Origin of the sequence: Sporosarcina sp. P13 (assembly GCF_002743055.1) — a bacterium.
Taxonomy (GTDB): domain Bacteria; phylum Bacillota; class Bacilli; order Bacillales_A; family Planococcaceae; genus Sporosarcina.
This window is the reverse complement of sequence record NZ_PDYM01000011.1, coordinates 25,865-48,903: the sequence shown is the minus strand read 5'-3', so window position 1 is coordinate 48,903 and position 23,039 is coordinate 25,865. Positions and strand designations below refer to the sequence as shown.

Sequence of the window (23,039 nt, the reverse complement as noted above, 5' to 3'; positions counted from 1 at the left end):
TCCGTCCTCATAAACGATGCTTGTCTAGTTCTGCGGTATTCTTTTTCTCTAATTCTTCTACTCGTTCTTCAAGTTCCTTATTGCGTTTCATACTTTCCATGGAATATAACCCCGCTAATAACGCGACTACGAATGTTGCGTAATTAAACCACTCCATACACCCCACCCCTTTATTTTTCTTTTTCTTTTTTCAAGAATGTCCTATACACTTTCTTCAATGTTTCAGGTGTTAGATCCATATCCTTTTCATACATATATTTTATCGCATATCCAAGTGCGACCGTCATGGATCCAGCAACACTTGCTGCCACGACCACGCCTGCGCCCGGAATCACTTTAACGATTTGACGGAATGCTGTTTTACCAATATTGCCGACGACCGTCGCGATAATCAACTCTTTGGCATGATCTTTCGTAATAGGTTTTCCGTATAATGTAGAAAGCTTCAGCATTAATCCGACTTGTAACGCTGTTAAAGGAACAAAGTCGGCACCCGGAATAGGAGCCGCACCAATTGCTGCTGCAGATGCCCCTGATGCTAAAATCCATCGTTTGGCGATAGACGACTTATCCGCCATATTCGCTGCAAGTAAGACATCCTTATTTACCTCTTTTAGTTGCTGAAGAATTTCTTTCTGTAGCAACTCCATATGTTCTCCCGTTTTTGAAGAGATTGGAATAACCGGATAGGCAAACCCAGTATGCTCCAAAATATAGTTTACTAACCTCGGAATATCATCTGCCGCATCAATTTTATTAAGCACGATAATAATTTTCTTATTCAGTGCCGCAACTTTGTTCAAGGACTTTAGTTCTGTGTCCGACAATACTGTGCCGGCTGCGTTTAGAAAGAACAAGATTACATCTGCTTCATTGTAGAAATTCAATGTCTCTTGTGAATGTTCCTTATAAATATCATCTAGTCCAGGCGTATCGACAAACAAAATATTTTCTCTGTAATAATATTTCTGAACTTCTTTCGTCTCCCCTGGTTGCGCACCCACTTCCGCCACATTTTTCTGCATCAGTCGATTGAGCGTAGAAGACTTCCCTGCATTGACGTCACCAACCATGGCAATCAAAATTTCTGTGTTCAACTGCTCATTGATATCATCTGATTCTTTGTTAAAAATGTCATCAAATGATTCGTCTGACATAAAGTCTGAAATTTTCATGTAAACACATCCATCCATTTTTTAAATTTTCTGTGTTGTCGGGTGTAAAAAAGCATCAGTCATTTATCTTCTTCTGACTGATGCCGTTTCTACTATAGTGCTCTTCTTTTAATAATAAGGTGAAATCAAAATATACACAAGTACTCCGGTGAAACTTACATATAACCAAATTGGCATCGTCCAGCGGGCTATTTTACGGTGACGCGCATTTTCCATATTCCAAGCGCGTGCAACACTTGTCAATGCAAGTGGTACAATCGCAGCAGCCAATACAATATGAGAAAACAAGATGAAGTAGTAGAAACCAGCCATAAACCCACTGCCGCCAAACGAAGTGGATTCCGCTAAATAATGATACATCACGTAAGACACTAAGAATAACGCAGTCGTACAAAATGCTGCGTAAATAAAACGTTGATGCACTTTTACATTTTTCTTCAAAATGGCGACAAGCGCACTCACTAAGAAGATAAATGTGAAACTATTAAAAATAGCATTCAGTAAAGGCAAAATCGTAATATCGAACGCGGTAAAATCTTCGACACCCGGTAACCCTGACAATACACCGATTGCACCGATTAAAATAATTGAAATAATAATAATCGCTGGACGGTAATTACGTTTCTTAAATGTAGGTGGAATTGCTGTTTGTTTACTAAATTTCATCTATTGACACTCCTAATTCTATATTTATAGCTACCCTACATATTAGCATACCTAACATGCTTTCTACGTTAACTTTGTGTCGAATTTTGAAATTGAGCGGTAGTTTCTTTGTGAAATTCTTCAATGGTTTGAATGAATTTATCGATAGTTGGTGTCAAATAAGAATCTGCACGACGGACGAATACAGTCTTGATGCGACTATACTTCGGTGGCAAATGATAGCAATACACACTTCCTTTTTCGATCAAATGCGCAACTGTGGATTTCGGAACAAATGTCACGCCAAGTCCTGCAGCTACACTGCCGAGTATCGTTTCAAGTGTACCGAATTCCATCATTTTCGTCGGTTTGAATTGCTCATCTTCTAACCATAGTTCGAGTCGCGCCCGATAGCCACAACCCTTTCTAAAACAGAGAATCGGTTCATCTTTAATATCCTCGATGGATTGAAACGGCTTGGCGGATAGTAGTACTAACTCTTCTTCTAACACTTCATGAACCGCTAAATCAGGATGGACGGAACCTTCCGAAATAAATGCACCATCTAATTGGTGATTCAGGACTCTAAATTGTAGGCGTTCTGTAACACCAGTCAACAACGAGAGATCTACTTGCTTATATTTTTTATTGTATCTAGATAGTATGATTGGCAACTTAATGACTGTTTCAACGGATCCGATTTCTAGTTTACCCGATGGTTCTTTATCGTTTTGGACAACTTTTCGCATTTCATTTGTCAATGATAAAATTTTTTCACTGTAGACAAGCAGTCTTTTACCTTCTGGCGTCAGGATCATGCCCCTATTATGGCGATTGAATAATGGCGTCTTTAGCTCGCTTTCCAGCTTTTGAATTCGCGATGTAATATTCGATTGTACGTAGCGAAGTTCTTTCGCTGCTGCAGTGATCGTTCCTTTCTTAGCTACCATTTGAAAGATTTCTAAATCTTTAAATTCCATGGCTATCTCCCCTTTTTACCTGTTATCACTATGATATCAATAATAATGATAGTAGTCATCAATATTATTCGTTTTACATGATGGCCAATCTTTAGTTTACTAGAGTAAGTACTTCTAGGAGGTTTGGTCTAATGAAAAACAAAATTATTTGGGGAGCGTTCCTATGCTTCATCGCAAGTGCGTCATGGGGTGCGATGTTCCCTGTTGCCAATAGCGCGTTTAACGCAATTGATCCTTTTTATTTTACATTGATTCGCTATGTTTCTGTAACGATTGTACTAGTTGTGTTGTTATGGTGGAAAGAAGGTAAACAAGCATTTCGTCTAGAAAAGAGAGGGTTGTCTTTGTGGTTTTTCGGGACGATGGCATTTGTTGTCTATAATCTATTCATCTTCTGGGGGCAAGATTTGATGGGGGAACCCGGAGTGATGGTCGCTTCCATTTCAGAAGCGATGATGCCAATGATTTCAATTGTTATTGTCTGGGTGATGAATAGACATAAACCTCATGGAATTACATTGACGTTTGTATTCACAGCATTTATCGGTGTCATGCTTGTCATTACAAAAGGCGATTTACGTTCGTTTTTGACCGCCACAGACGATATCATTCCATCGCTATTCATCTTTTTAGCGGTAGTAGGCTGGGTGATTTATACGATGGGCGGCAATCATTTCAGTGAGTGGTCCGCACTTCGCTATTCCACGTTAAGTTGTTTACTTGGGACGATTACCGCGTGTGTTGTGGTTTCTATCGTAACATTGACAGGTTATATTTCTGTACCGACAACTGCAGTTTTGCAGACGGTCACTCCGCATATGCTGTTTATGATTATTTTCCCTGGAATTATTGCATTACTCGGGTGGAACGTCGGTGTCCGTATTTTATCTCCACTCAACGGTTTACTATTTATTAATTTCGTACCAGTGACGACGTTAGTTATTTCATTTGTACAAGGGTATCAGTTAACAATATTCGATTATCTTGGAACAGTATTTATCATCGCTTCACTTGTCGGCAATAACTTATTCTTACGCGTACAACAGAAGCGTAAGGACGAAGCGCGACAGTATAAGAAACAATCGATTCAACCAGCATAAGTACAAAAAAACAGTTGTCGCGAATTGCGGCATCTGTTTTTTATACTATTAAAATTTAAACCGATGAACGATTTGGTTGAGTGTAGCTTCTTGATCTGTAAGTCTAACGGCGTCATTGGCTAATTGTCGGATGCCTTCGACCGTTTCAGTGACACATTCTGTAAAGCGTAAAGAACAAGAAATGGAGATACGGAAACGTATTCTCCTACGCTATTCAATTGGGACATCAGGAAAGTGATCGTCTCTGATGCGAAAGTTGTTGCGAAGGACGGGTATTGCAAATAAAAGCAAGGTGTTAGAAGCAACTCTTTGCTTTAAATCCCGGAACAAACATAAATTCTATGTCTTTATTATTTAAGATATCTTCTAGCCCCTGAATACTCTGTGTTGTAAGGTTCTGTTGTCATGGAGATGATCTCAACTGTGCGCTTTGGATTTGGCGCGTGAATCATTTGGCCTTTGCCTATATACATTCCAACATGATGCACATTCCCTTTTCCTTTGTTGTAGGCGAAGAATAGTAAATCGCCTGGTTGTAGGTCTTTTTTCAACACCTTCGTTCCCGTAACCGCCTGAACTGAAGAATCACGAGGTATGTTTATACCGTGTTGACGATACACGGAATACGTGAAACCTGAGCAATCTAGACCGAAGCCTGAAGTACCAGCCCATAGATACGGTAATCCATCGAAGATTTTCGCAGTGTCCAGAAGTTGATTCGCAGTCGGTTTCGCAATACCCTTTTTGGCATCGACACGCTTCACAGCACTTTTCTCAATATATTTCACACCATCTGCTGGTGTTTGCACAGCGAACCGATCTTGCTTTTCTCCAACAATAGGTAGTGTTGTATTGAAGCTAATCCTACGGAACACATTCTTTCCAACGCTATCATTTGTTAAATCTGCTGTTCTCATTGTAACCATCGCCGTATCGCACGTTTTATAATTTGGATAGGTAATCGTTAAATGATTTTTCGGCAACCAACCTGGATAGCCATCTTTATGCTTAGGTGAGCTTTGATCAACGACGGCTACTTGTGCCCACTCGCCTTTCGTCTGCAAGACTTTTACTGTTTGTCCATACAGTGCTTGGGTTTCAAGTTTGCCGACAAGCCATTGTTTTTCTTTTATACTCATCGCTGCTACCCATTTCGTAATATCCGGTGTTTTTGCAGTAGCGAATGCGTCTACAGTACGCTGTGCACCAGGTTGTTTCCATAATGTTGTGACAGGTACGTTAACGACTTGGCGTGCTTCGTTATCGCCGGTATAGCATGCTGGAGTTTCTCTAAAGTTCGGATCTAGAATCCGTGCAAGAAATACAGAGAAATGTCCTCGTGTTAACGAATTATTTGGTTTATACGTATTGTCTAAATAGCCTGTAGTGATAAAGCGAACGGCTAAAGTTTGGATGTCCTTTAACGCCCAATAGGAAGTAGGAACATCACGGAATCGATAAGTCGATGCTCCTGTTAAATCGAATGCGCGAACTAAGACCGCCGCCATCTGTCCACGTTTCAAATGACCGTTCGGTAAAAATTCTTTATCGACATTGCCCATAAAAATTCCTTCGTCCACCATTGTTGCGATCAATGGATACTGTGGGTGTGATGATTGAACGTCCGCTAGTTTAACAGGGGGTCTGTTATCCATTGGTAGTTTCAATGCACGCTGGATCATGGCAGACGCTTCTAGACGGGTAATCGGTTCATTAATACGGAACTTTTCATTTGGCTTTTCTATAATAATTCCCGCGTCAACTAAGTAACGTATTTCAGCGGCTGAATGATGCCGATCACTCACATCTTGGAATACAGCAGCAAACGAGGTCATTGGCCATGCTGACACAACTAATAAAAAGGTTAATAACAAACCGTATAATTTCCTCAAACCTAGTACACTTCCATTCTATTAGATTTATTTTATTAACTATACCTGCAACGATATTTATTGTATAGAACAAAAAAGAATCCTCCTGCAATAGGAGAATTCTACTTTGTTGAATGGCAGCTCACAGTCTACTTTAATTCAAGTGTATTTTACAATAAGATGTTTTTTAATATTGCGACTGCCTGATCAATTTCATCTGTTGAAACCGTCAGCGGTGGCAATAAACGAATGACGTTTGTTCCAGCTGGTACTAGCAACAAGCCTTGCTGTTCCGCTTGCTGAATGAACGGGCCGATTACTTCATTCGAATGAATACCGATCAAGAGACCGTTGCCACGGATTGAATACTTATCAGCTGGTAAAGCCGCTTGTAGTTGCGCTTTGAAGTAAGTTGATTTTTCCTGTACGTCTTGTAAAAACGCAGACTCAAACACATGGTTAATGACCGCTTGTGCCACAGCGATTGCGAGCGGATTCCCACCAAATGTTGTACCATGTGAGCCAGGTCCAAATGTATCGAATAATTCTTTACCAGCAAGCAACGCCCCGATTGGGAAGCCACCGCCAAGACCTTTAGCTAAGGATACGATATCCGGTTTTAATGCTGTCTGCTCATATGCATAGCGAGTACCTGTTCGACCGATACCCGTTTGAACTTCGTCGATAATTAGTAAAATTCCGTGTTGCTGACAAGCATCCATCACTGCTTGTGCGAACGCAGGCTCTATCGAATTAACGCCACCTTCTGCTTGGATGACTTCTAACATAATCGCTGCCACATTTTCATTCGCTGCGTTTTTTAGCGCTTCGATGTCGTTATACGGTAAAGCTTCAAAGCTCTGGAGCATTGGACCGAAACCTTGTTGAATCTTATCCTGTCCTGTTGCAGCCATTGCGCCAAATGTCCGGCCATGGAAAGATTGCTTGAACGTCAAAATATGATGCTTACCTGTATGCTTTCTCGCTAGCTTGATGGCTGCTTCATTCGCTTCCGCTCCGCTATTACAAAATAATGCATAAGACAGATCCGTATCTTTCATTAATGATTCCGCTAACTTTTCTTGCTCGGGACTTTCGAATAAATTCGAAATATGCCATAGTTTTTCACTCTGTTCTTGTAATGCTTTGACGATCGCAGGATGCGCATGGCCTAAACTAACGACTGCGATGCCGCTCGTAAAGTCCAAATAGTCTTTTCCTTTATCGTCTGTCACAATAGTGCCTTGTCCTTTAACTAGATGCACCGCACGTCTTGCATAGTTATTAAACAAAAATGTCACGCGATTGCCCCCTCATTGGTAATGACCGTTCCAGTAAGTTGCTGACCGACAATCTGTACAGAAGGAATTCCCGCTTCTAAACAATCGATAGCTGCTTGCACTTTTGGAATCATTCCACCGTAAATATCTTCTGTCTCAATCCAGTGATGAATATCTGACGTTACAACTTGCGCTTGTGGTTCATCATCTATTTTAATTCCCGGTGTGTCAGTCACGAGAAGCAAACTTTCCGCTTTTACAGCTAACGCAATCTGACTAGCTACTGTATCCGCATTGACGTTCAAAGGCTCACCTGTAGCTGTTGCGCCGATACAAGAGATAATCGGAATCACACCTGCATCTAGCAATGTGTCGAGAATGTCCGTTTGCACTTGCTTGATTTCACCTACATAACCATACGTTTCGAAGTCTAGTACATCGCAAGTGAATAAATTTGCGTCAAAGCCACTTAATCCGATTGCTTTCACACTTTCACGATTGAATCGGTGAACAAGTGCCGGATTGACTTGGCCAATTAAAATCGACTGTACGACACCAATCGCTTCCCCAGACGTTACACGAAAGCCATTCACTACAGAAGACGTAATGCCACGGTCTGCTAATTCCTGATTGATATTCGGTCCGCCGCCATGGACGATTATTAATTGTATGCCTTGTTGCTGTAATTCTTTCACACGATTGAAAAAAGACTCACTTAACTCATCGAGCATACTACCACCGAGTTTGATAACCTGCCGTTTACGTACGGTAGGTTGCATTGATTTGGACGTAGTCATACGTTAGATCGCACCCCCATGCCGTTCCTTGCCCAGTTCCCTGGTTTAGTTCTACTAAAAACTTCACTTCATGTTGCTTTAAATAAATAAGTAATTTTTCTTCTGAAAACGGAATAGGTTCCCCCGCTTCTACTACAAGCGTATCCCCAATATAAATTTTGATTGCTTCTGGATCGATCGTCGCGCCACTATACCCTACTGCCGCAATAATACGCCCCCAGTTTGCGTCACAACCAAATACGGCTGTCTTGACAAGAGGTGAGCCAACAACAGATTTAGCAATTTTACGTGCTTCTTCATCGGAAACTGCACCTGTCACTTTTGTTTCGATTAACTTTGTTGCACCTTCGCCGTCTTTTGCAATCATTTTCGCCAAGTCACGTGCAACCGCATGCAGAGCATTGACGAATGACTGCCAATCGGGATGATCAGGTGTTAGCGTGTTGTTTCCCGCCAGTCCGTTTGCCATTACGAGCACCATATCGTTTGTAGATGTATCACCATCTACTGTAATGGAGTTAAATGTGACGTCTGTAATTCCTTTTAGTGCTTGTTGCAAATGCTCAGATTCGATGTTCGCATCTGTTGTGATAAAACCTAGCATTGTCGCCATATTCGGCTCGATCATACCTGAACCTTTTGCGACACCTGCAATGACCACTTCACGCTCATCAACGATCGTTGCATAAGCTGTATTTTTTGTCACTGTATCTGTCGTTAAAATAGCTTGTGAGAATTGAATGGAACCTTCTAATGTATCCATTGGCTTTAGTTTCTCAATACCTGACAACAATGGCTCCATTTTCATCGGTTCGCCAATCACACCTGTAGAAGCGATTCCTACTAGGTTTTGATCAATCCCTAAATGTTCGGCCGTTTTTTTCTGCATCGTTAACGCATCTACCATTCCTTGCTTGCCTGTACATGCATTGGCATTACCCGAGTTAATAACGATAGCTTGCATTTTCTTCGTTTCATAGACCACTTGTTTCGTGACACTAAGCGGAGCTGCCTGGATCGCATTCGTTGTGAAGACACCCGCAACACTTGCCGGCACTTCGCTGACTAATAAAGCCAGATCGTTTTTCTTATGTTTTAGACCGCAATGGATGCCGACTGCTTTAAACCCTTTTGGTGAGATAATATTTTTACGCGAGATGCGCTTCATGCTTTCGATGGTTTCCATAATAGTGCTCCCCTCAATTCTCGTACATTCTGTTCTCTTAGTAGCTTAGATGAATAACGGAATATTTGCAATACCAGTCGTTTCATCTAGACCGTATTGAATATTCATGTTTTGTATCGCTTGTCCTGCTGCTCCTTTTACGACATTGTCAATAACCGAAACGATCGTTGCTCGATTCGTTCTTGGATCCACTTTGACATGTATATCGCAATAATTGGAGCCGTATACTTGTTTCGTACCCATTCTTTGGATATCGGTTGACACTCTAACGAACGGATGATCTTTATACGTTTCTTTCAGGCAATCGACAAGTTGTTGTTCCGTTACTTGTCCATTCACTTTCGCATAACTCGTTGCCATAATTCCTCTCGTCATAGGCACGAGATGTGTCGTAAACGTAATAGGTTCGGGTTGATCAGCAAACATATTCATCGCCTGCTCAATTTCCGGTATATGTTGATGTTGATGTATTTTATAAATGGAGAAGTTCTCATTCGTTTCACTGAAATGCGTAGCTTGGCTCGGTTTATTCCCAGCCCCCGATATGCCGCTTTTCGCATCAATGACTAGTTGACTACCATCGATTAATTTATTTTTTAGTAATGGGAGCAACGATAGTAAAACCGCTGTTGGATAACATCCGGGATTCGCGATGAATTCCGCTTCTTGGATTTGTTGTTTATTCCACTCCGGTAGTCCGTAGACACTTTTCTCTAGAAATTCCTTAGCTGGTGCGTCTTTCTGATACCATTGCTCATATAAAGAAGGATCTTTTAATCTAAAATCTCCTGCTAGATCAATCAATTTGGGACCCGCACCTACTAGCGGCGGAAGCAACGAAGTTGTTACGCCTGCTGGAGTACTGAAAAACACTGTGTCGAGTTTACTAATGTGATCTTGTGCTATTTCATGCATCGGCTGATCGTGAATATTCACGAGATGCGGATATTTCTCAGAAAATATAGTCCCCACTTCAGAGGAAGTGAATAAATCAATCTGTTCAATTTCCGGGTGGTTATGCAGCAAACGAATCAACTCGAGGCCACCATACCCGGACGCTCCTATGATTCCTACCTTCAACGTCATCACCTCATTATTCATTAGTGATAAGTATACGTATGTATAATTATAAAGTCAACTGTATTTTTATTTATTAACAGTTAATTTAATTAGCGATAACTTACTACATAGAAAAAATACATGTTCATTCGTACAATATGTTACTATTATGGAGAGCATTAAAAGATAAAGTATCTAATGAAAATTCAGGAGGCTATTATGGTAGATTTATTGAAATTATCAGGAAAAAATATCGTCATTATGGGTGTGGCGAATGAACGCAGTATTGGTTGGGGCGTTGCAAAAGCATTATTTTCAGTAGGTGCAAATGTTATTTTCACGTACCGTAAAGATCGTTCGCGCGATAAATTAGAAAAAGCATTGGCTAAGAATGAATTCACTGCGACACAAATCGTACAATGTGATGTCAATAGTGACGAAAGCATCGAACAAGCTTTCAAAGCTATTAGCGAACAAGTCGGTGTGATTCACGGTGTAGTTCACTCTATTGCATTCGCACACCAACAAGATTTGCATAATCCGTTCGTTGAAACAACTCGTGAAGGCTATGCATTCGCTCAAGATTCTAGTTCGTATTCATTGGTCGCTACGGCACGTGAAGCCCGTCATTATATGACTGAGGGCGGTGCGATTATTACTATGAGTTATTTAGGAGCGGAACGTGTTCTTGAAGGTTATAATGTGATGGGTGTGGCAAAAGCAGCTCTTGAAGCGTCTGTACGTTACTTGGCATCTGAACTTGGTCAGCGGAATATTCGTGTCAACGCAATCTCAGCGGGAGCAGTTCGTACACTGTCTGCAAAAGGTGTTCCTTCCTTTAATACCATCCTTAGTCAAATTGAAGAGCGGGCACCACTAAAGCGTAATGTTACACCTGACGAAGTATCTGATATGACTGTGGCGATGCTTAGTAACTTATCAAGCGGTGTGACAGGCGAAGTTATTTATGTCGATGCTGGTTATCATATTATGGGGTAATTCCTCCACTGGACTGTACAGAAGGTCGTACATCACGACTTTTTGTGGCAGTCTTTTTGTTGTGACTTTCCCAGACTTGTAAGTGGTTTCTGAAGTTTAGAATAGGGCAGCTTTCTATTTTCTCCTCAGCACGCGGTAGCCACCCTTAAGTGCTGAAGTGTGTACAGTAACGATTACTCATTGTATATTGGGATTTGTATTACCATTCCTTCTCAAAAGTTACCAATTTCAGACAATTCACTTCTGTATACTTGACAGAACATTATTACATATCGTATAGTGTTACGGCACCATAATTCTAGCAACTTATGTATCCTATAAGTTATCAAAATATATACACTTCTCAGAGTACCCCAGGAGGCTTTTTACATGAATAGATTTACCAAATTCGACACGCTGAAATTAGGGCTGACTATGTTTGCCCTGTTTTTTGGTGCTGGCAATATGATTTTCCCCCCAGTGCTAGGTCAACAGGCTGGAGTCGAGACATGGATCACACTTGCCGGATTTTTAATCACCGGTGTCGGATTACCTTACCTTGGTGTCATTGCAGTTACGATGAGTGGCGTACAATTAAATGATTTGGCTGGCAAAGCCTCTCCTTTATTTGCGATGATTTTCCCATTGATCGTCTACTTAGCAATCGGTCCATTTTTCGGAATTCCACGAACTGCCACAGTAGCGTATGAAATCGCCGTATCCCCCTTTGTTCCGAACGCTCATGAAACACTCGCACTCGCAGTATTTTCAGTCCTCTTTTTTTGTGTGACTGTCTGGTTATCATTGAAACCAAATAAAATTGTTGATCGTTTCGGTAGTATTTTAACACCAGTGTTGCTAATAATTGTGACGTTTTTCATCATCATTGGTATTGTCAATCCCGTAGGTCAAGCAGGGCCTGCATTGGAGCCATTTACAGAAGATACTTTCGTCAAAGGGTTCATTGAGGGCTATGGCACGATGGATGCGATTGCGGCTCTTGTGTTTGCGATTATCGTTATCAATGCTGTAAAGTTGAAAGGTATTACCGACCGTAAAGAGATTACTACCATTACAATGAAAGCAGGCTCGATTGCAGTTATCGGCTTGAGTTTGGTTTATGCGGGTCTTGCATACTTAGGGACAACAAGTCGTATTGTAGCGGCAAATGCAGACAACGGCGGTGATATTTTAGCAAAGCTTGCGTATGCATTGATGGGTAATAGCGGCCTGTATTTACTCGGTTTGGCTGTAACACTCGCTTGTTTGACGACTGCGATTGGATTGACTTCCGCTAGTGCGACATATCTTTCTAAAATTGCACCGATTATTTCTTATAAAAAGTTTGTCTTTATCATTTGTGGCTTTACAACTATTATTTCGAATATCGGCTTAACGAAATTACTAAACGTGATGATTCCTGTGTTAATCGGTGTATATCCGCTCGCCATAGTGTTGATTTCATTTAGGTTATTCGATCGGTTGTTTAGAGGCTATCATGAGGTCTATATATACGGCTTGACCGCTGCAGGTATCGTAGGATTTTTCGATATGTTGAAGGCATTCGACGTGCAGCTAGGTCCGATTACAAAGGTATTGGAGTTTTTACCGCTTTTCGAGCAAGGCGTGGGTTGGATTACACCAGCTGTTGTGTTTGGTTTGATTGGATTTATCGTAGCGTTTGCGCAAGGTAAGCCACGAATACAGTAAGGATTTGCAATAGTATATATGAAAAAGCCTGCAAAAATTTTGCAGGCTTTTTTCATATATACTATCCCGATGAATAATAAGTAATATCTGACGTTATTCCGCTTTCATCAACCCTTTATTACCTTTAGTGATGATAGCTTCATAATCGATGTATTCGTAAATATCATCTTCAATATGGTCGCTAAAGTTTTGCAGCTCCCCAACTGTTAAGTCCTCAATTGCTTTGTTTTCTTTTTCACAATAGATGATGATTTTGCCGACTATTTCATGTGCATCACGGAATGGTGTACCTTTTGCGACAAGATAATCCGCCACTTCTGTTGCGTTTAGGAAACCGCCTTTAATAGCTGCTTTCATTTGATCGGCATTAACCGTAAGTGTATCGATCATTTTAGACATGATTTCTAGGCAGTCGAGGACGGTGTCTAGCGCATCGAAGAATTGTTCTTTGTCTTCTTGCATGTCTTTATTGTACGTAAGTGGTAATCCTTTTAGTGTGGTTAATAATGCAAAGAGCGAACCATAGACGCGTCCCGTTTTTCCTCTGATCAGTTCCGCTGCATCTGGATTTTTCTTTTGCGGCATAATGCTACTGCCTGTGGAATACGCATCAGAGATTGTAATGAAACGGAATTCTTGGCTACTCCATAAAATAAGTTCTTCACTGAGACGGCTCATATGCATCATAATTAATGAGAAATCGGACATCAGTTCCACTAAGTAATCACGATCACTGACACCGTCAAGGAAGTTATCGACCGGCTTATCAAAACCAAGCAATGCCGTTGTGACATGGCGATCGATCGCATGTGTCGTACCAGCCAGCGCGCCACAACCTAATGGATTTTCATTGAGGATTTCCGCTGCATGTTGTACACGCTTTTTATCCCGCTTGAACATTTGGGCGTAGGCTCCTAAATGGTGACCAAATGTAACGACTTGCGCACGTTGCAAATGTGTATAGCCTGGCATAATGACGTTGTTTGCTTTACCTTTCGTTTCGAGTGAATCGATAAGTGTTTGCAAGGCGTCCATTACGACAGACGTCTGATTTCTCGCATACTGCCTCATATCGACCGCCACTTGGTCGTTTCGGCTACGCGCAGTATGTAGCTTCTTCCCAGTTTCCCCTACGCGTTCTGTCAAATTCATTTCAACAAATGAATGGATATCCTCGTAATTGCCTTCAATTTTTAATTCGCCCGATTCGATATCTGCCAAAATGGACTGCAAGCCATTGACGAGTAACTCGCCTTCTTTTGGCGTCAATAAATCGCAGTGCACTTGCATCGTAACATGTGCAATACTGCCTGCGATATCTTCGCGAAATAGACGATAATCCACAGGAAGGGAACTGTTGAACTTCTCCATAATTTCATCTGCTTTACTGCTAAAACGCCCGCCCCAAAGTTTCATTATTCATCAAACCTCTCAAATTGAATTTTTATACATGAATATGCATAACGAATAGCGTCATTCGTAAGTACAATGACTCCGTTCTTATATTTTGACACATATACAATCAATTTACTACTTTGAATTCCGCGATAGTTGCATCATGAACCGTTTCATGGGATAATAGTTGAACTACTAATGAATGAGTGATGACAATGAGAAATTTTGTCCCAACAAAACCATTAAAAAATTTCCAAACCTTGCCTGCAGTAGGCGAGGTTTTTTTGTTGCTTAAAGGAAACACTATTAGGGGAGGGAAGCTTTTATGACAACTAACACTCAAGGACACGCTAAAAATTCTGTCTTGGCGATATGGATTAGTTTACTGAGTAACATCGTATTAACTGTATTAAAACTAGTCGTAGGCTTTCTTTTTAAAAGCCCTGTTTTACTGGCGGACGGTTTCCACAACGCGGGTGATGTCGTTGCTTCTGCCGCTGCATTAACTTCTATGCAAATTTCTAAACGACCCGCTGACGAAGATCACCCATATGGTCATGGAAAAGCGGAAGTCATTGGTTCTAGCATCGTAGCCATTATTTTAGGGTTAGCTTCTATTTATATCGCATTCGAAGCAGTAATGGCTTTATTTGAAGATCCAGCAACTGCCAGTAAAATTGCACTACTTACTGCAATTGTTTCGCTCGTTTGGAAATATATACTGTATGTCTATACGATGCGCGTTGGCAAGGCAGAAAATAGTAAGGGACTGATCGCGACGGCATATGATCATTTAGCTGACGTTTATGCCTCTCTTGCGGCGGTTGTTGGGATCGGGCTTGCCCTCATCGGCGACGTGTTTAACGTTCCTCTACTAGCTTACGGCGATCCGATTGCAGGAATTATTGTCTCTATCCTCGTATTCCGTATCGCAATGGAAATCGGTAAAGAGAGCATCGATATTCTAATGGAGAAAAGTGTTAGCGATGAAAGATTGGCTACATTTGAAAAGACCATCCGCTCGATGCCTGAAGTAAAACGAATCGATCGTTTGCGCGCGCGCGAACACGGTCACTATGTATTAGTTGATATTCGCATCGGCGTTATGGGCAATTTGACGATTCAGGAAGGTCATATGATTTCAAGTAGATTACGCAATTTAATCATGGCACAAAATGAAGATGTGGACGAAGTATTAATTCATTTAAATCCATGGTATCCCGAAAAACAATCCGGTATACTTACTAACGAGGAGTGAATGATATGAACCGATTGACAATTGAAACACTAGAAGTATGTGTAAAGGAAACGGAAGAAACCGTCCGTACTGCAGATAAGCAATTTTCACAGCAACCTATTTCCTATTTACAATCAAATATAGCCGAATTTTTCTATGTAGATTCCCCTGATTTCGACAAAATCAATGTAGACTCATTAGTATTGGAAGTAGATGATATTTTCAAAACATATATGGCGTTGTTCGGTTTACAAGGTAAGAAAAAAGAAGGCGACGCAATCCGCGGATTTATCGAGGAAAAGCTACAGCACAAACTTACCGGATGTAGCATCTCGTTTTCCGATAACGAAGGTTTCTGGGAAGTGAATATGCCGCTGGATCCGATTGAAGGTTTTGAGGAATCCATGCCAATTCAGGATGTTTTACAACTTCTTCATAATATACTTAGCGGTCTTAACGAAATGAGAGCAGGCCAGTAATGACTACAAAATTTATTTATACGTATATCCGGCATCGTGATGAGCAGGAATTATGCCGGATGGAAATGCGTTCTTTTTTCGGGAAAGACGTACAAGACAATGTGATACAAAGTGAAGTGACGGTTAATCCGTCACGAAGTCCCTTCATGCAGGCGCGTTTAGCAGTATGGATTCAAACAGATAGCTTGGATTCGTTGGCGCAACAAGCCGCTGTATTAGAAGTAGAAAAGTCATTCAAGACTGTCTGCTTAAATGATATGGAGCTTGCGAACACTGCGAAAATAGGACATGCAAAACGTCGGGAAATCGAGCGAAAAGTCGGATTACAAATCATAGGTGAACCTGAGTTAGATTATCCGGAATTATTGATTGGAATAATGCAATTGGAAGATCAGTGGTATGTAGGAGAACTAGTTGAAAGTTCATCGGATTGGCATGTACATCAACAAAAGCCGCATATGTATTCCACTGCGCTCGGTACTCGTTTGGCCAGAGCTGCCGTCAATATCGCAGTCCCACACCCCGAAGGTATCCGTGTCATCGATCCTTGTTGTGGGATTGGTACAGTTCTTGTGGAAGCATTGTCGATGGGTATTCCGATTGAAGGCCGAGATATTAACCCTCTTGTCGTCTATGGTTCCAGAAAGAACATCGCTCATTTCGGATTACAAGGTAATGTAGAGATTGGGCCAATTGCGGAAGTGAAAGAACAGTATGATATTGCCATTATTGACATGCCGTATAATCTATTCACGCATATCACAGCGGAAGGTCAACTAGCTATTTTAAAGGAAGCGCGACGCTTTGCGAAGAGTTGTTTAATCCTTACAATCGAGAATATGGATAACATGCTTACTGAAGCTGGTTGGGATATCATCGATCGTTGTCTAGCAAGGAAAGGTACGTTTTCAAGAGAAGTCGTATTGTGTACATAATGAAAGACGAGTAGGAAGCGTAACTTCCACTCGTCTTTTTTTAATGTAGTGAGACTGTATAATCTGCAAGTAATCGAGCACCATAGCCCGTTGCAGATTTTGTGTAATAGCCTTTAGGTTTCTGCTTATCCATGACACCCGCCATATCGACATGCAACCAGTTGTTCTTCGGCGCGAATTTACGCAAGAACAGCCCTGCTGTGATTGAACCAGCTACAGACATCGAACTGATATTATTGCAGTCTGCATATGCGCTATCTAGGGATTCTTCATAGACATCCACTAAAGGTAGTGGCCAAACGAAGTCACCGTTTTGATCACCAATTTTCTTCATTTTGTACGCTAGATCCTCATCACCGAAAACTCCACCGATTTCCGTACCAAGCGCTCCGACGACTGCACCTGTTAATGTTGCAATATCCACCGTATATTTTGCCCCAAGTTCCCCTGCACGAATCAGGCCATCTGCCAAAATCAAACGACCTTCAGCATCGGTATTACCGACTTGTACACTAATCCCATTTTTATATTGAATAACTTCACCTGGCATGACTGCATCTGGTCCTGGCGTGTTTTCAACCATTGGAATCAACGCAACGACATTCACTTTTGCATCCGAATAGGCAAGGAGTGATAGCGCACCGCTTACAGCAGCCGAGCCGCCCATATCCATACGCATATCACTGTCGTCACGTCCGCCTTTTAAGCTAATACCACCTGAGTCGTACGTTACGCCTTTCCCGACAAGCGCGACCAATGGCTTTGATGCATCTGTTTGCAATGTCATTTCAACAAATGAAGGATCATATTTACTACCGCGGCAAACTGTCAACACGCCATTCATCTCACGCTCTTCGATTTCCTTCTTGCTAAGTACGTTGATTTTCACTTTTGTACCTTTGAAATGATCTTTCAGTACTTCTGGATACGTCTCAGGATTCAGAACATCTGACAATTCATTCATCAAGTCACGAGAAAATGCCATTGCATCCGCGCGCACTCTTCCTGCTTTCACTGATGCTTGACACGAACCTTTTACAATCAGTTTCGTTACAGGATTCGCTTTTTTGGATTGGTAGCGATCGAAGTTATACGCTCCTAGATGCCAACCTTCTACGAATGCAGTAACCGCTTCGTCTGTAGCAGACCACTTCTTTGCTAATTGATCTGCTTGAATTGTCGCGGACTGTACTCTCTGCGCCGCTACACTGCGTGATACTTCTCCAGCAATACTGCGGATTTCATCTAGTGATTTCCACTGCTTATCTTTTAAAATAACTACTTGTTTATCCCCTAGTACGAGTGAACAATGTCCGCCTGGTTGGTTCTCGACGAATTGTTTCACTAACTGATTTTTCGTTACTTGACTATCAGTTGCAAGTAGAATTTCTGTGTGGATTTGCATTTTATTAGTAACCCCTCTCACTATGTCAGTTTCCTAAATAGCTTATCATCTTTTACTCAACAGCGCTAAGAGGAGGGTTGCAATGGGTCCAAGAAATATAGAGAGGATGAACCAGTTCAGACCGCTACGGTTTTTTCCTTGTGCCAGTACGGCGTTGATCAAAGCTAGTGTACCCCAACCCACAAAATATCCTTCATTCATCTTGCATCACTCCATTAGTAAGTATGCGATCTATACGTTTAGGGAGTGTGCTATGTTTCGTTTTTTCACACAAAAAAAGGAACACTTTAGATGCCCCTTTGTCATGTTTTTAGCTATTAATTGATGTCGGTGCGTTGTCGTCTGTAGCGTTCTCGTAATTCTGATCGCCGACCTTTGCTCTAATTTCTTCTTCTGTCAGTGGCGGTGGAATTTCATGTTCTGCTAAGGCGCGTGTTACAGGTGGAACTTCAACATTTTCCATAGCGGCATTACGCGCATCCATTTCACGTCCGTATTGCTCGAGTTGTTGTGCTGTCGTTCGTTCGTCTTCTGCTAAATCGGCCATTTCGTCACCTCAATCACTCGTTTCCCCTTATCCTACCCGATATTTGCTATACTAAACGTATTGAGTGAAGCGAAAGGTGGAGGAAGTTGTGACGACTATTTTAGTAGATGCGGATGGCTGTCCAGTAATTAACGAAACTATTGCGGTCGCAAAAGAATATGGTTTACCGTGTGTGTTAATTTGTGATACTGCACATGAAATGTATCGAGAAGGTGCTGAAACAATTACTGTTTCAAAAGGTGCAGATGCAGTCGATTTTGTGCTTGTGAACCAGATTAAAAAAGGCGATATCGTCGTGACACAGGATTACGGACTTGCCGCAATGGCATTAGCCAAACAAGGCTTGCCGCTAGATCAGAACGGCAGATGGTTCACGAACGAAAATATCGACCAATTACTTGCCGCTAGACACAAAGCACAGAAAATCCGGCGTGCTGGAGGTCGATTGCGGGGGCCGAAAAAGCGCACGGCTGAACAGACAGAAGGATTTGTTTTGAGTCTACGCAAATTGTGCAACACGTTCCCAACAAACTAAAAAACGCTAATTCACTAGCTGAATTAGCGTTTTTTAGTTTAACCATATTCATTGCTTCACTTGCACCAAAACTAAATCCGTATCTTCAATCGCATACAGGTTATGTTTCTCAAGCGGTGCCATATGTAGAATATTATCTGGAGTCACTTCGACAGGCTCCCCTTCTACCATGAAACGCACTTTTCCTTTGCGCACGATAATAAACGCCTCGTTCTTTGAATCATGTTCTGCAATTTCCTGACCTGCCTGTAGCTGAATATTCGTCAGCGTCGCATTGTCCACATTCGCCACTTTCGCCATATGCTTTTCCTTCTCCGACAACTGATTCTTCGTATCAATTAATTTCATATCTACTCTCCTTCCAGTAATTCATTCGCCATCAGCTTATCATGAAATCCTAGTTATACGAAACAAAAATCGCTTCAATTAAAAGTTTTCCAATGTAGGTTGTAGGGAATAATAAAGTACTATCCCATCGCGTACTCTTTGTGGAGATGTTTCATCACTTAGACAAGTCTTCATCATCTCTTGCATATAGTTTACAAGAAGCTACTTTTATTAATACTAGTTAACGGAGGTTGCCTATGCCAACAATTCAATCTGTCAGTACGGTCTGTCCACCTGTTGAACTAAAACAGGATGAGGCGATGACCTTTGCCCGTTCCCTTTTTTCCGATTCATTTAAAGATATTGATCGTTTATTGAAAGTGTTCCTAAATGGCGAAATTGATACGCGTCAAGTATGTATGCCACTTGAATGGTATGCGCATCCACATGACTTTGAAACGAAAAACAATCTTTATATCGAACAAGCTGTCACGCTTGGCAAACAAGCAGTGGAGAAATGTTTGACTAACGTATCGACACTCGAGCGTGCTGTAGATCCTGCCGAGATTGATGTGATTGTCTTCGTATCAAGTAGCGGATTAGCAACGCCTAGTATCGATGCACGTCTCATTAATCAATTACCGTTTCGACATGATATCAAACGTATTCCAATTTGGGGACTTGGCTGTGCGGGCGGTGCGTCCGGCATGAGTCGTGCATTTGATTACTGTAAAGCATACCCTAAAGCCAATGTCCTCGTGCTTGCTCTAGAGCTTTGTAGTTTAACGTTCCAGCGCGATGATGTAACGAAAAGTAATCTAGTCGGCGTTTCATTATTTTCAGATGGAGTAGCTTGTGCATTAATTTCTGGTGAACAATCAACGATTAAGAGTACCCGTCCAATGCCTACGATCCGTGCAACATCTTCCCGCTTCATGCCTGATTCTGAAGATGTGATGGGTTGGGATATTAAAAATAATGGTTTGCATGTCGTATTTTCGAAAAGCATTCCACATGTCATCAAAAGCTGGCTTGGGCCATTCGTTCATCAGTTTGTAGAAGAACAACAGTTAACCATGGATCGCGTAGAGCATTTCGTTGCGCATCCTGGAGGCAAGAAAGTACTCGATGCCTATAAAAAAGCATTGCATATGGAAGATGATCAGACTGCTACTTCTAAAAGAGTGTTGCAGCATCACGGCAATATGTCTTCCCCTACCGTACTCTATGTATTAAAAGACTTCATCGAACAGCAACCAAAACTAGGAGAGTTCGGTTTAATGGCAGCACTCGGACCAGGCTTCTGTGGTGAATTACTATTACTGGAGTGGAAGTGATATGAGCAAGCTATTTCTGCTTGTTTTCATTATCGTGGTAATACAACGGTTAGTCGAGCTAGCCGTCGCCAAGCGCAACGAGCAATGGATGCGAAGTCAGGGAGCAATTGAAGTTGGAGCATCTCATTACAAATGGATGGTACTCATGCATACCGCATTTTTCGTTTCATTACTAGTGGAAGTCATCGTATTCAATCGACCACCGTCTCCTGCCTGGGGTCTATTACTAGCAATTTTCCTGTTAATGCAACTATTGCGCGTCTGGTGTCTGTCGTCGCTCGGTAAGTTCTGGAACACAAAGATTCTGATTTTACCTGGCGCTACTGTTCAGAAAAAAGGCCCCTATCGCTGGATCCGCCATCCGAATTATGTAATTGTCACGACTGAACTTCTTGTCTTGCCCTTATTATTCAGCGCTTATTTTACAGCAATCCTCTTTTTAGTATTAAATTTATGGATGCTATCCGTACGAATTCCTGCAGAGGAAAGTGCATTGCGAGAGCTGACCAATTATAATGAAGTGTTTTGATACCAAACAAAAGGACTTTCTCTCGATGAGAAAGTCCTTTTGTTTTTTATTCACAAGCTCGTCCATCTTGATTGCGATCCATATGTTCGGCGTACGCTGGATGTCCTTTTTTAACACCTTCCGGATATTTCTTACGGAGTTCCGTACAATTTTTAAAACTCTCTACTTTACCAGAGACTAGTTGTTTTACGGACTCGTTTGGATATTTATCACTATCAAACCCACGATCTGTCGCGTAGTCTTCAAGTGTCCAGATACCAATACCAGACTTTTTGCCTTCTGCTTCCGCTTTCTTGAACGCATCTACATGTCTAGTGTTTGGCGGATACACGTAAGCTACTCTCGCTAGACCTTCTTTTAACAACTGTTCTTGCACGCTTTTACCGTCTATGTATATATACGCTAATAGTCTGCCGTATTTATCGTACTTATCCCCAATATCGAACTCGATCTCCAGTTGCCCTTTTTGCATGAGTTCTTGATTTCGGACTTTTGCTTTCTGTCCAAAAGGTTGTTTGCCAAGACGCGGATGATTCGTTTCGGGTGTATCAATCAATAAATACCGCACATTAACTTCTTTGCCTTCATACATAATCTTAATCGTATCGCCATCAATCGTCTTAACCAATTCGACAGGAATCAATCCTGGCCGGCTCGGCTGTTTATCTTCATCACCGAATAATTCAGGAAAATAAATAGCTGCAATGGCTATAAAGACGGCGATTAAAAATGAACTAGTCCACTTCTTACGCCTAGTTTGCTTCTTTTCACTCATAGAGCGTAAACCTCATTTCTATAGGCTATAACCAATAAACACCAAGCCTATTCCCAATCCAAAAGTCAGCACAGTATAAAGAATCGCGCGCGTTTTTCGATCTTCAATCCAATACGTCCATATTTCTTTCATCAACGTAGAATAGGTAGTCAAAGCGCCCGCCACACCCGTTGCCCAAAACAATGTCCACTCGTTCGACAACTCCATACCGACAATCCAGCCGATGAAAAAACACCCGACACTATTGGCGAGCAGCGTCCCGTACGGTAACGAACGTTGATTCAGCCGAGTGGAACATTCATAACGCAAAAGTGCCCCTAGAATCCCTCCACAGCCAACTGCTAGGAAGTGTAACATCATCTAGCCACCTTCTTTGCTAATGAAAATCCGAGTACTGCCATCGCCAATCCACCGAATAAACTACTACCGACATAGGCAGCTGCAATCCCCAATAAACCTTCGTCAACCAACACAATCGTTTCCAAACTAACAGCTGAAAACGTCGTAAAGGCTCCAAGAAAGCCGACTGTAATAACAGACACAGCGAGTGATGTAAGACGACCACCGAGTCTCGACCACTCTACTAGAAAACATAGCAACAACGTTCCGACCATATTCACCGTAAACGTAGCCATGGGAAATGTGCCACTGACTAGCAAAAGCTGGCCTACCAGCAATCTTGCCATGGCTCCGATTCCACCTGCAATGCCTATGTACAGTCGTTCTCTCATCTTTTCACATCCCGAAATTCTTCATG

At 41.7% G+C, this 23,039-nt stretch carries 26 protein-coding genes; 9 read left to right on the top strand and 17 right to left on the bottom strand.

The window, feature by feature from the left end; translation table 11 throughout:
- Positions 1–7: 7 nt before the first annotated feature.
- From CSV79_RS16770 to CSV79_RS07480, 4 genes are all read right to left on the bottom strand, one after another.
- Entirely contained in the window at positions 8–157 is a 150-nt protein-coding gene (locus CSV79_RS16770) for a hypothetical protein (RefSeq protein ID WP_155979564.1), read from the bottom strand.
- 13 nt (positions 158–170) lie between these two features.
- Complete coding sequence (locus CSV79_RS07490) at positions 171–1,175, bottom strand: Era-like GTP-binding protein (RefSeq protein WP_233201394.1); 1,005 nt, start codon at positions 1,173–1,175, stop codon at positions 171–173.
- Positions 1,176–1,283: 108 nt separating this feature from the next.
- Positions 1,284–1,841, bottom strand: coding sequence for a DUF420 domain-containing protein (locus CSV79_RS07485; RefSeq protein WP_099688418.1), 558 nt, complete (start codon positions 1,839–1,841; stop codon positions 1,284–1,286).
- Positions 1,842–1,909: 68 nt separating this feature from the next.
- On the bottom strand, positions 1,910–2,800 hold the full coding sequence (locus CSV79_RS07480) for a LysR family transcriptional regulator (RefSeq protein WP_099688417.1): 891 nt from the start codon (positions 2,798–2,800) through the stop codon (positions 1,910–1,912).
- A 131-nt stretch (positions 2,801–2,931) separates the two neighbouring features.
- On the opposite strand from CSV79_RS07480, the gene CSV79_RS07475 reads away from it, so the two are divergent.
- Positions 2,932–3,900: a DMT family transporter gene (locus CSV79_RS07475; protein ID WP_099688416.1), complete on the top strand. Its 969-nt coding sequence runs from the start codon at positions 2,932–2,934 to the stop codon at positions 3,898–3,900.
- Positions 3,901–4,250: 350 nt separating this feature from the next.
- On the opposite strand, the gene CSV79_RS07470 is transcribed toward CSV79_RS07475, so the two are convergent.
- From CSV79_RS07470 to argC, 5 genes are all read right to left on the bottom strand, one after another.
- Positions 4,251–5,792: an NlpC/P60 family protein gene (locus tag CSV79_RS07470; protein WP_143560546.1), complete on the bottom strand. Its 1,542-nt coding sequence runs from the start codon at positions 5,790–5,792 to the stop codon at positions 4,251–4,253.
- A gap of 149 nt (positions 5,793–5,941) precedes the next feature.
- Complete coding sequence (locus CSV79_RS07465) at positions 5,942–7,072, bottom strand: acetylornithine transaminase (RefSeq protein WP_099688414.1); 1,131 nt, start codon at positions 7,070–7,072, stop codon at positions 5,942–5,944.
- Positions 7,069–7,848, bottom strand: coding sequence for an acetylglutamate kinase (gene argB, locus CSV79_RS07460; RefSeq protein ID WP_099688413.1), 780 nt, complete (start codon positions 7,846–7,848; stop codon positions 7,069–7,071). Before argB ends, CSV79_RS07465 begins: the two co-directional genes overlap by 4 nt.
- Positions 7,811–9,034 (bottom strand): bifunctional glutamate N-acetyltransferase/amino-acid acetyltransferase ArgJ, encoded by a 1,224-nt coding sequence (gene argJ, locus CSV79_RS07455; RefSeq protein ID WP_199171889.1) that lies wholly within the window; start codon positions 9,032–9,034, stop codon positions 7,811–7,813. Before argJ ends, argB begins: the two co-directional genes overlap by 38 nt.
- A 45-nt stretch (positions 9,035–9,079) precedes the next feature.
- Complete coding sequence (argC, locus tag CSV79_RS07450) at positions 9,080–10,114, bottom strand: N-acetyl-gamma-glutamyl-phosphate reductase (protein ID WP_199171888.1); 1,035 nt, start codon at positions 10,112–10,114, stop codon at positions 9,080–9,082.
- Between the two features lie 198 nt (positions 10,115–10,312).
- On the opposite strand from argC, the gene CSV79_RS07445 reads away from it, so the two are divergent.
- Positions 10,313–11,092 carry an enoyl-ACP reductase FabI gene (locus CSV79_RS07445; protein ID WP_099688410.1) on the top strand — a complete coding sequence of 260 codons (780 nt, stop codon included), beginning with the start codon at positions 10,313–10,315 and terminating at the stop codon, positions 11,090–11,092.
- Between the two features lie 369 nt (positions 11,093–11,461).
- Complete coding sequence (brnQ, locus tag CSV79_RS07440) at positions 11,462–12,781, top strand: branched-chain amino acid transport system II carrier protein (protein ID WP_099688409.1); 1,320 nt, start codon at positions 11,462–11,464, stop codon at positions 12,779–12,781.
- Positions 12,782–12,874: 93 nt separating this feature from the next.
- Here brnQ and argH read toward each other — a convergent pair whose 3' ends face one another.
- Positions 12,875–14,197, bottom strand: coding sequence for an argininosuccinate lyase (gene argH, locus CSV79_RS07435; protein ID WP_099688408.1), 1,323 nt, complete (start codon positions 14,195–14,197; stop codon positions 12,875–12,877).
- 304 nt (positions 14,198–14,501) lie between these two features.
- Between argH and CSV79_RS07430 the strand changes: the two genes are divergently transcribed.
- Genes CSV79_RS07430 through CSV79_RS07420 form a run of 3 tightly spaced genes read left to right on the top strand, consistent with a single transcriptional unit; the run spans position 14,502 to position 16,827 of the window.
- Positions 14,502–15,434 carry a cation diffusion facilitator family transporter gene (locus CSV79_RS07430; protein ID WP_099688407.1) on the top strand — a complete coding sequence of 311 codons (933 nt, stop codon included), beginning with the start codon at positions 14,502–14,504 and terminating at the stop codon, positions 15,432–15,434.
- A 5-nt stretch (positions 15,435–15,439) separates the two neighbouring features.
- A complete protein-coding gene (locus tag CSV79_RS07425) occupies positions 15,440–15,892 on the top strand; it encodes a protoporphyrinogen oxidase (RefSeq protein WP_099688406.1) in 453 nt (150 codons plus the stop codon).
- The gene (locus CSV79_RS07420; protein WP_099688405.1) at positions 15,892–16,827 is read left to right on the top strand and encodes a TRM11 family SAM-dependent methyltransferase; all 936 of its coding nucleotides are present in this window, start codon (positions 15,892–15,894) and stop codon (positions 16,825–16,827) included. Before CSV79_RS07425 ends, CSV79_RS07420 begins: the two co-directional genes overlap by 1 nt.
- A gap of 40 nt (positions 16,828–16,867) precedes the next feature.
- Here CSV79_RS07420 and CSV79_RS07415 read toward each other — a convergent pair whose 3' ends face one another.
- From CSV79_RS07415 to CSV79_RS07410, 3 genes are all read right to left on the bottom strand, one after another.
- The gene (locus tag CSV79_RS07415; RefSeq protein ID WP_099688404.1) at positions 16,868–18,232 is read right to left on the bottom strand and encodes a leucyl aminopeptidase family protein; all 1,365 of its coding nucleotides are present in this window, start codon (positions 18,230–18,232) and stop codon (positions 16,868–16,870) included.
- A 45-nt stretch (positions 18,233–18,277) separates the two neighbouring features.
- Positions 18,278–18,433: a hypothetical protein gene (locus CSV79_RS16995; RefSeq protein WP_199171887.1), complete on the bottom strand. Its 156-nt coding sequence runs from the start codon at positions 18,431–18,433 to the stop codon at positions 18,278–18,280.
- A 109-nt stretch (positions 18,434–18,542) separates the two neighbouring features.
- Entirely contained in the window at positions 18,543–18,779 is a 237-nt protein-coding gene (locus CSV79_RS07410) for a hypothetical protein (protein WP_099688403.1), read from the bottom strand.
- A gap of 88 nt (positions 18,780–18,867) precedes the next feature.
- Here CSV79_RS07410 and CSV79_RS07405 point away from each other — a divergent pair, with 88 nt between their 5' ends.
- Positions 18,868–19,314 carry a YaiI/YqxD family protein gene (locus tag CSV79_RS07405; RefSeq protein ID WP_099688402.1) on the top strand — a complete coding sequence of 149 codons (447 nt, stop codon included), beginning with the start codon at positions 18,868–18,870 and terminating at the stop codon, positions 19,312–19,314.
- A 48-nt stretch (positions 19,315–19,362) separates the two neighbouring features.
- Here CSV79_RS07405 and CSV79_RS07400 read toward each other — a convergent pair whose 3' ends face one another.
- Positions 19,363–19,662 carry a cupin domain-containing protein gene (locus CSV79_RS07400; RefSeq protein WP_099688401.1) on the bottom strand — a complete coding sequence of 100 codons (300 nt, stop codon included), beginning with the start codon at positions 19,660–19,662 and terminating at the stop codon, positions 19,363–19,365.
- Positions 19,663–19,898: 236 nt separating this feature from the next.
- Here CSV79_RS07400 and CSV79_RS07395 point away from each other — a divergent pair, with 236 nt between their 5' ends.
- Both CSV79_RS07395 and CSV79_RS07390 read left to right on the top strand, forming a co-directional pair.
- On the top strand, positions 19,899–20,978 hold the full coding sequence (locus CSV79_RS07395; RefSeq protein ID WP_099688400.1) for a type III polyketide synthase: 1,080 nt from the start codon (positions 19,899–19,901) through the stop codon (positions 20,976–20,978).
- A gap of 1 nt (position 20,979) precedes the next feature.
- Positions 20,980–21,507, top strand: a complete 528-nt coding sequence (locus tag CSV79_RS07390; protein WP_099688399.1) for an isoprenylcysteine carboxyl methyltransferase family protein — start codon at positions 20,980–20,982, stop codon at positions 21,505–21,507.
- 46 nt (positions 21,508–21,553) lie between these two features.
- Here CSV79_RS07390 and CSV79_RS07385 read toward each other — a convergent pair whose 3' ends face one another.
- The 3 genes from CSV79_RS07385 to CSV79_RS07375 are packed head-to-tail and all read right to left on the bottom strand — an operon-like array spanning position 21,554 to position 23,013.
- On the bottom strand, positions 21,554–22,282 hold the full coding sequence (locus CSV79_RS07385; protein ID WP_099688398.1) for a thermonuclease family protein: 729 nt from the start codon (positions 22,280–22,282) through the stop codon (positions 21,554–21,556).
- 18 nt (positions 22,283–22,300) lie between these two features.
- The gene (locus CSV79_RS07380) at positions 22,301–22,642 is read right to left on the bottom strand and encodes a fluoride efflux transporter FluC (RefSeq protein WP_099688397.1); all 342 of its coding nucleotides are present in this window, start codon (positions 22,640–22,642) and stop codon (positions 22,301–22,303) included.
- Positions 22,639–23,013: a fluoride efflux transporter FluC gene (locus CSV79_RS07375; protein WP_099688396.1), complete on the bottom strand. Its 375-nt coding sequence runs from the start codon at positions 23,011–23,013 to the stop codon at positions 22,639–22,641. The genes CSV79_RS07380 and CSV79_RS07375 overlap by 4 nt, the downstream gene beginning before the upstream one ends.
- Positions 23,014–23,039: the final 26 nt, after the last annotated feature.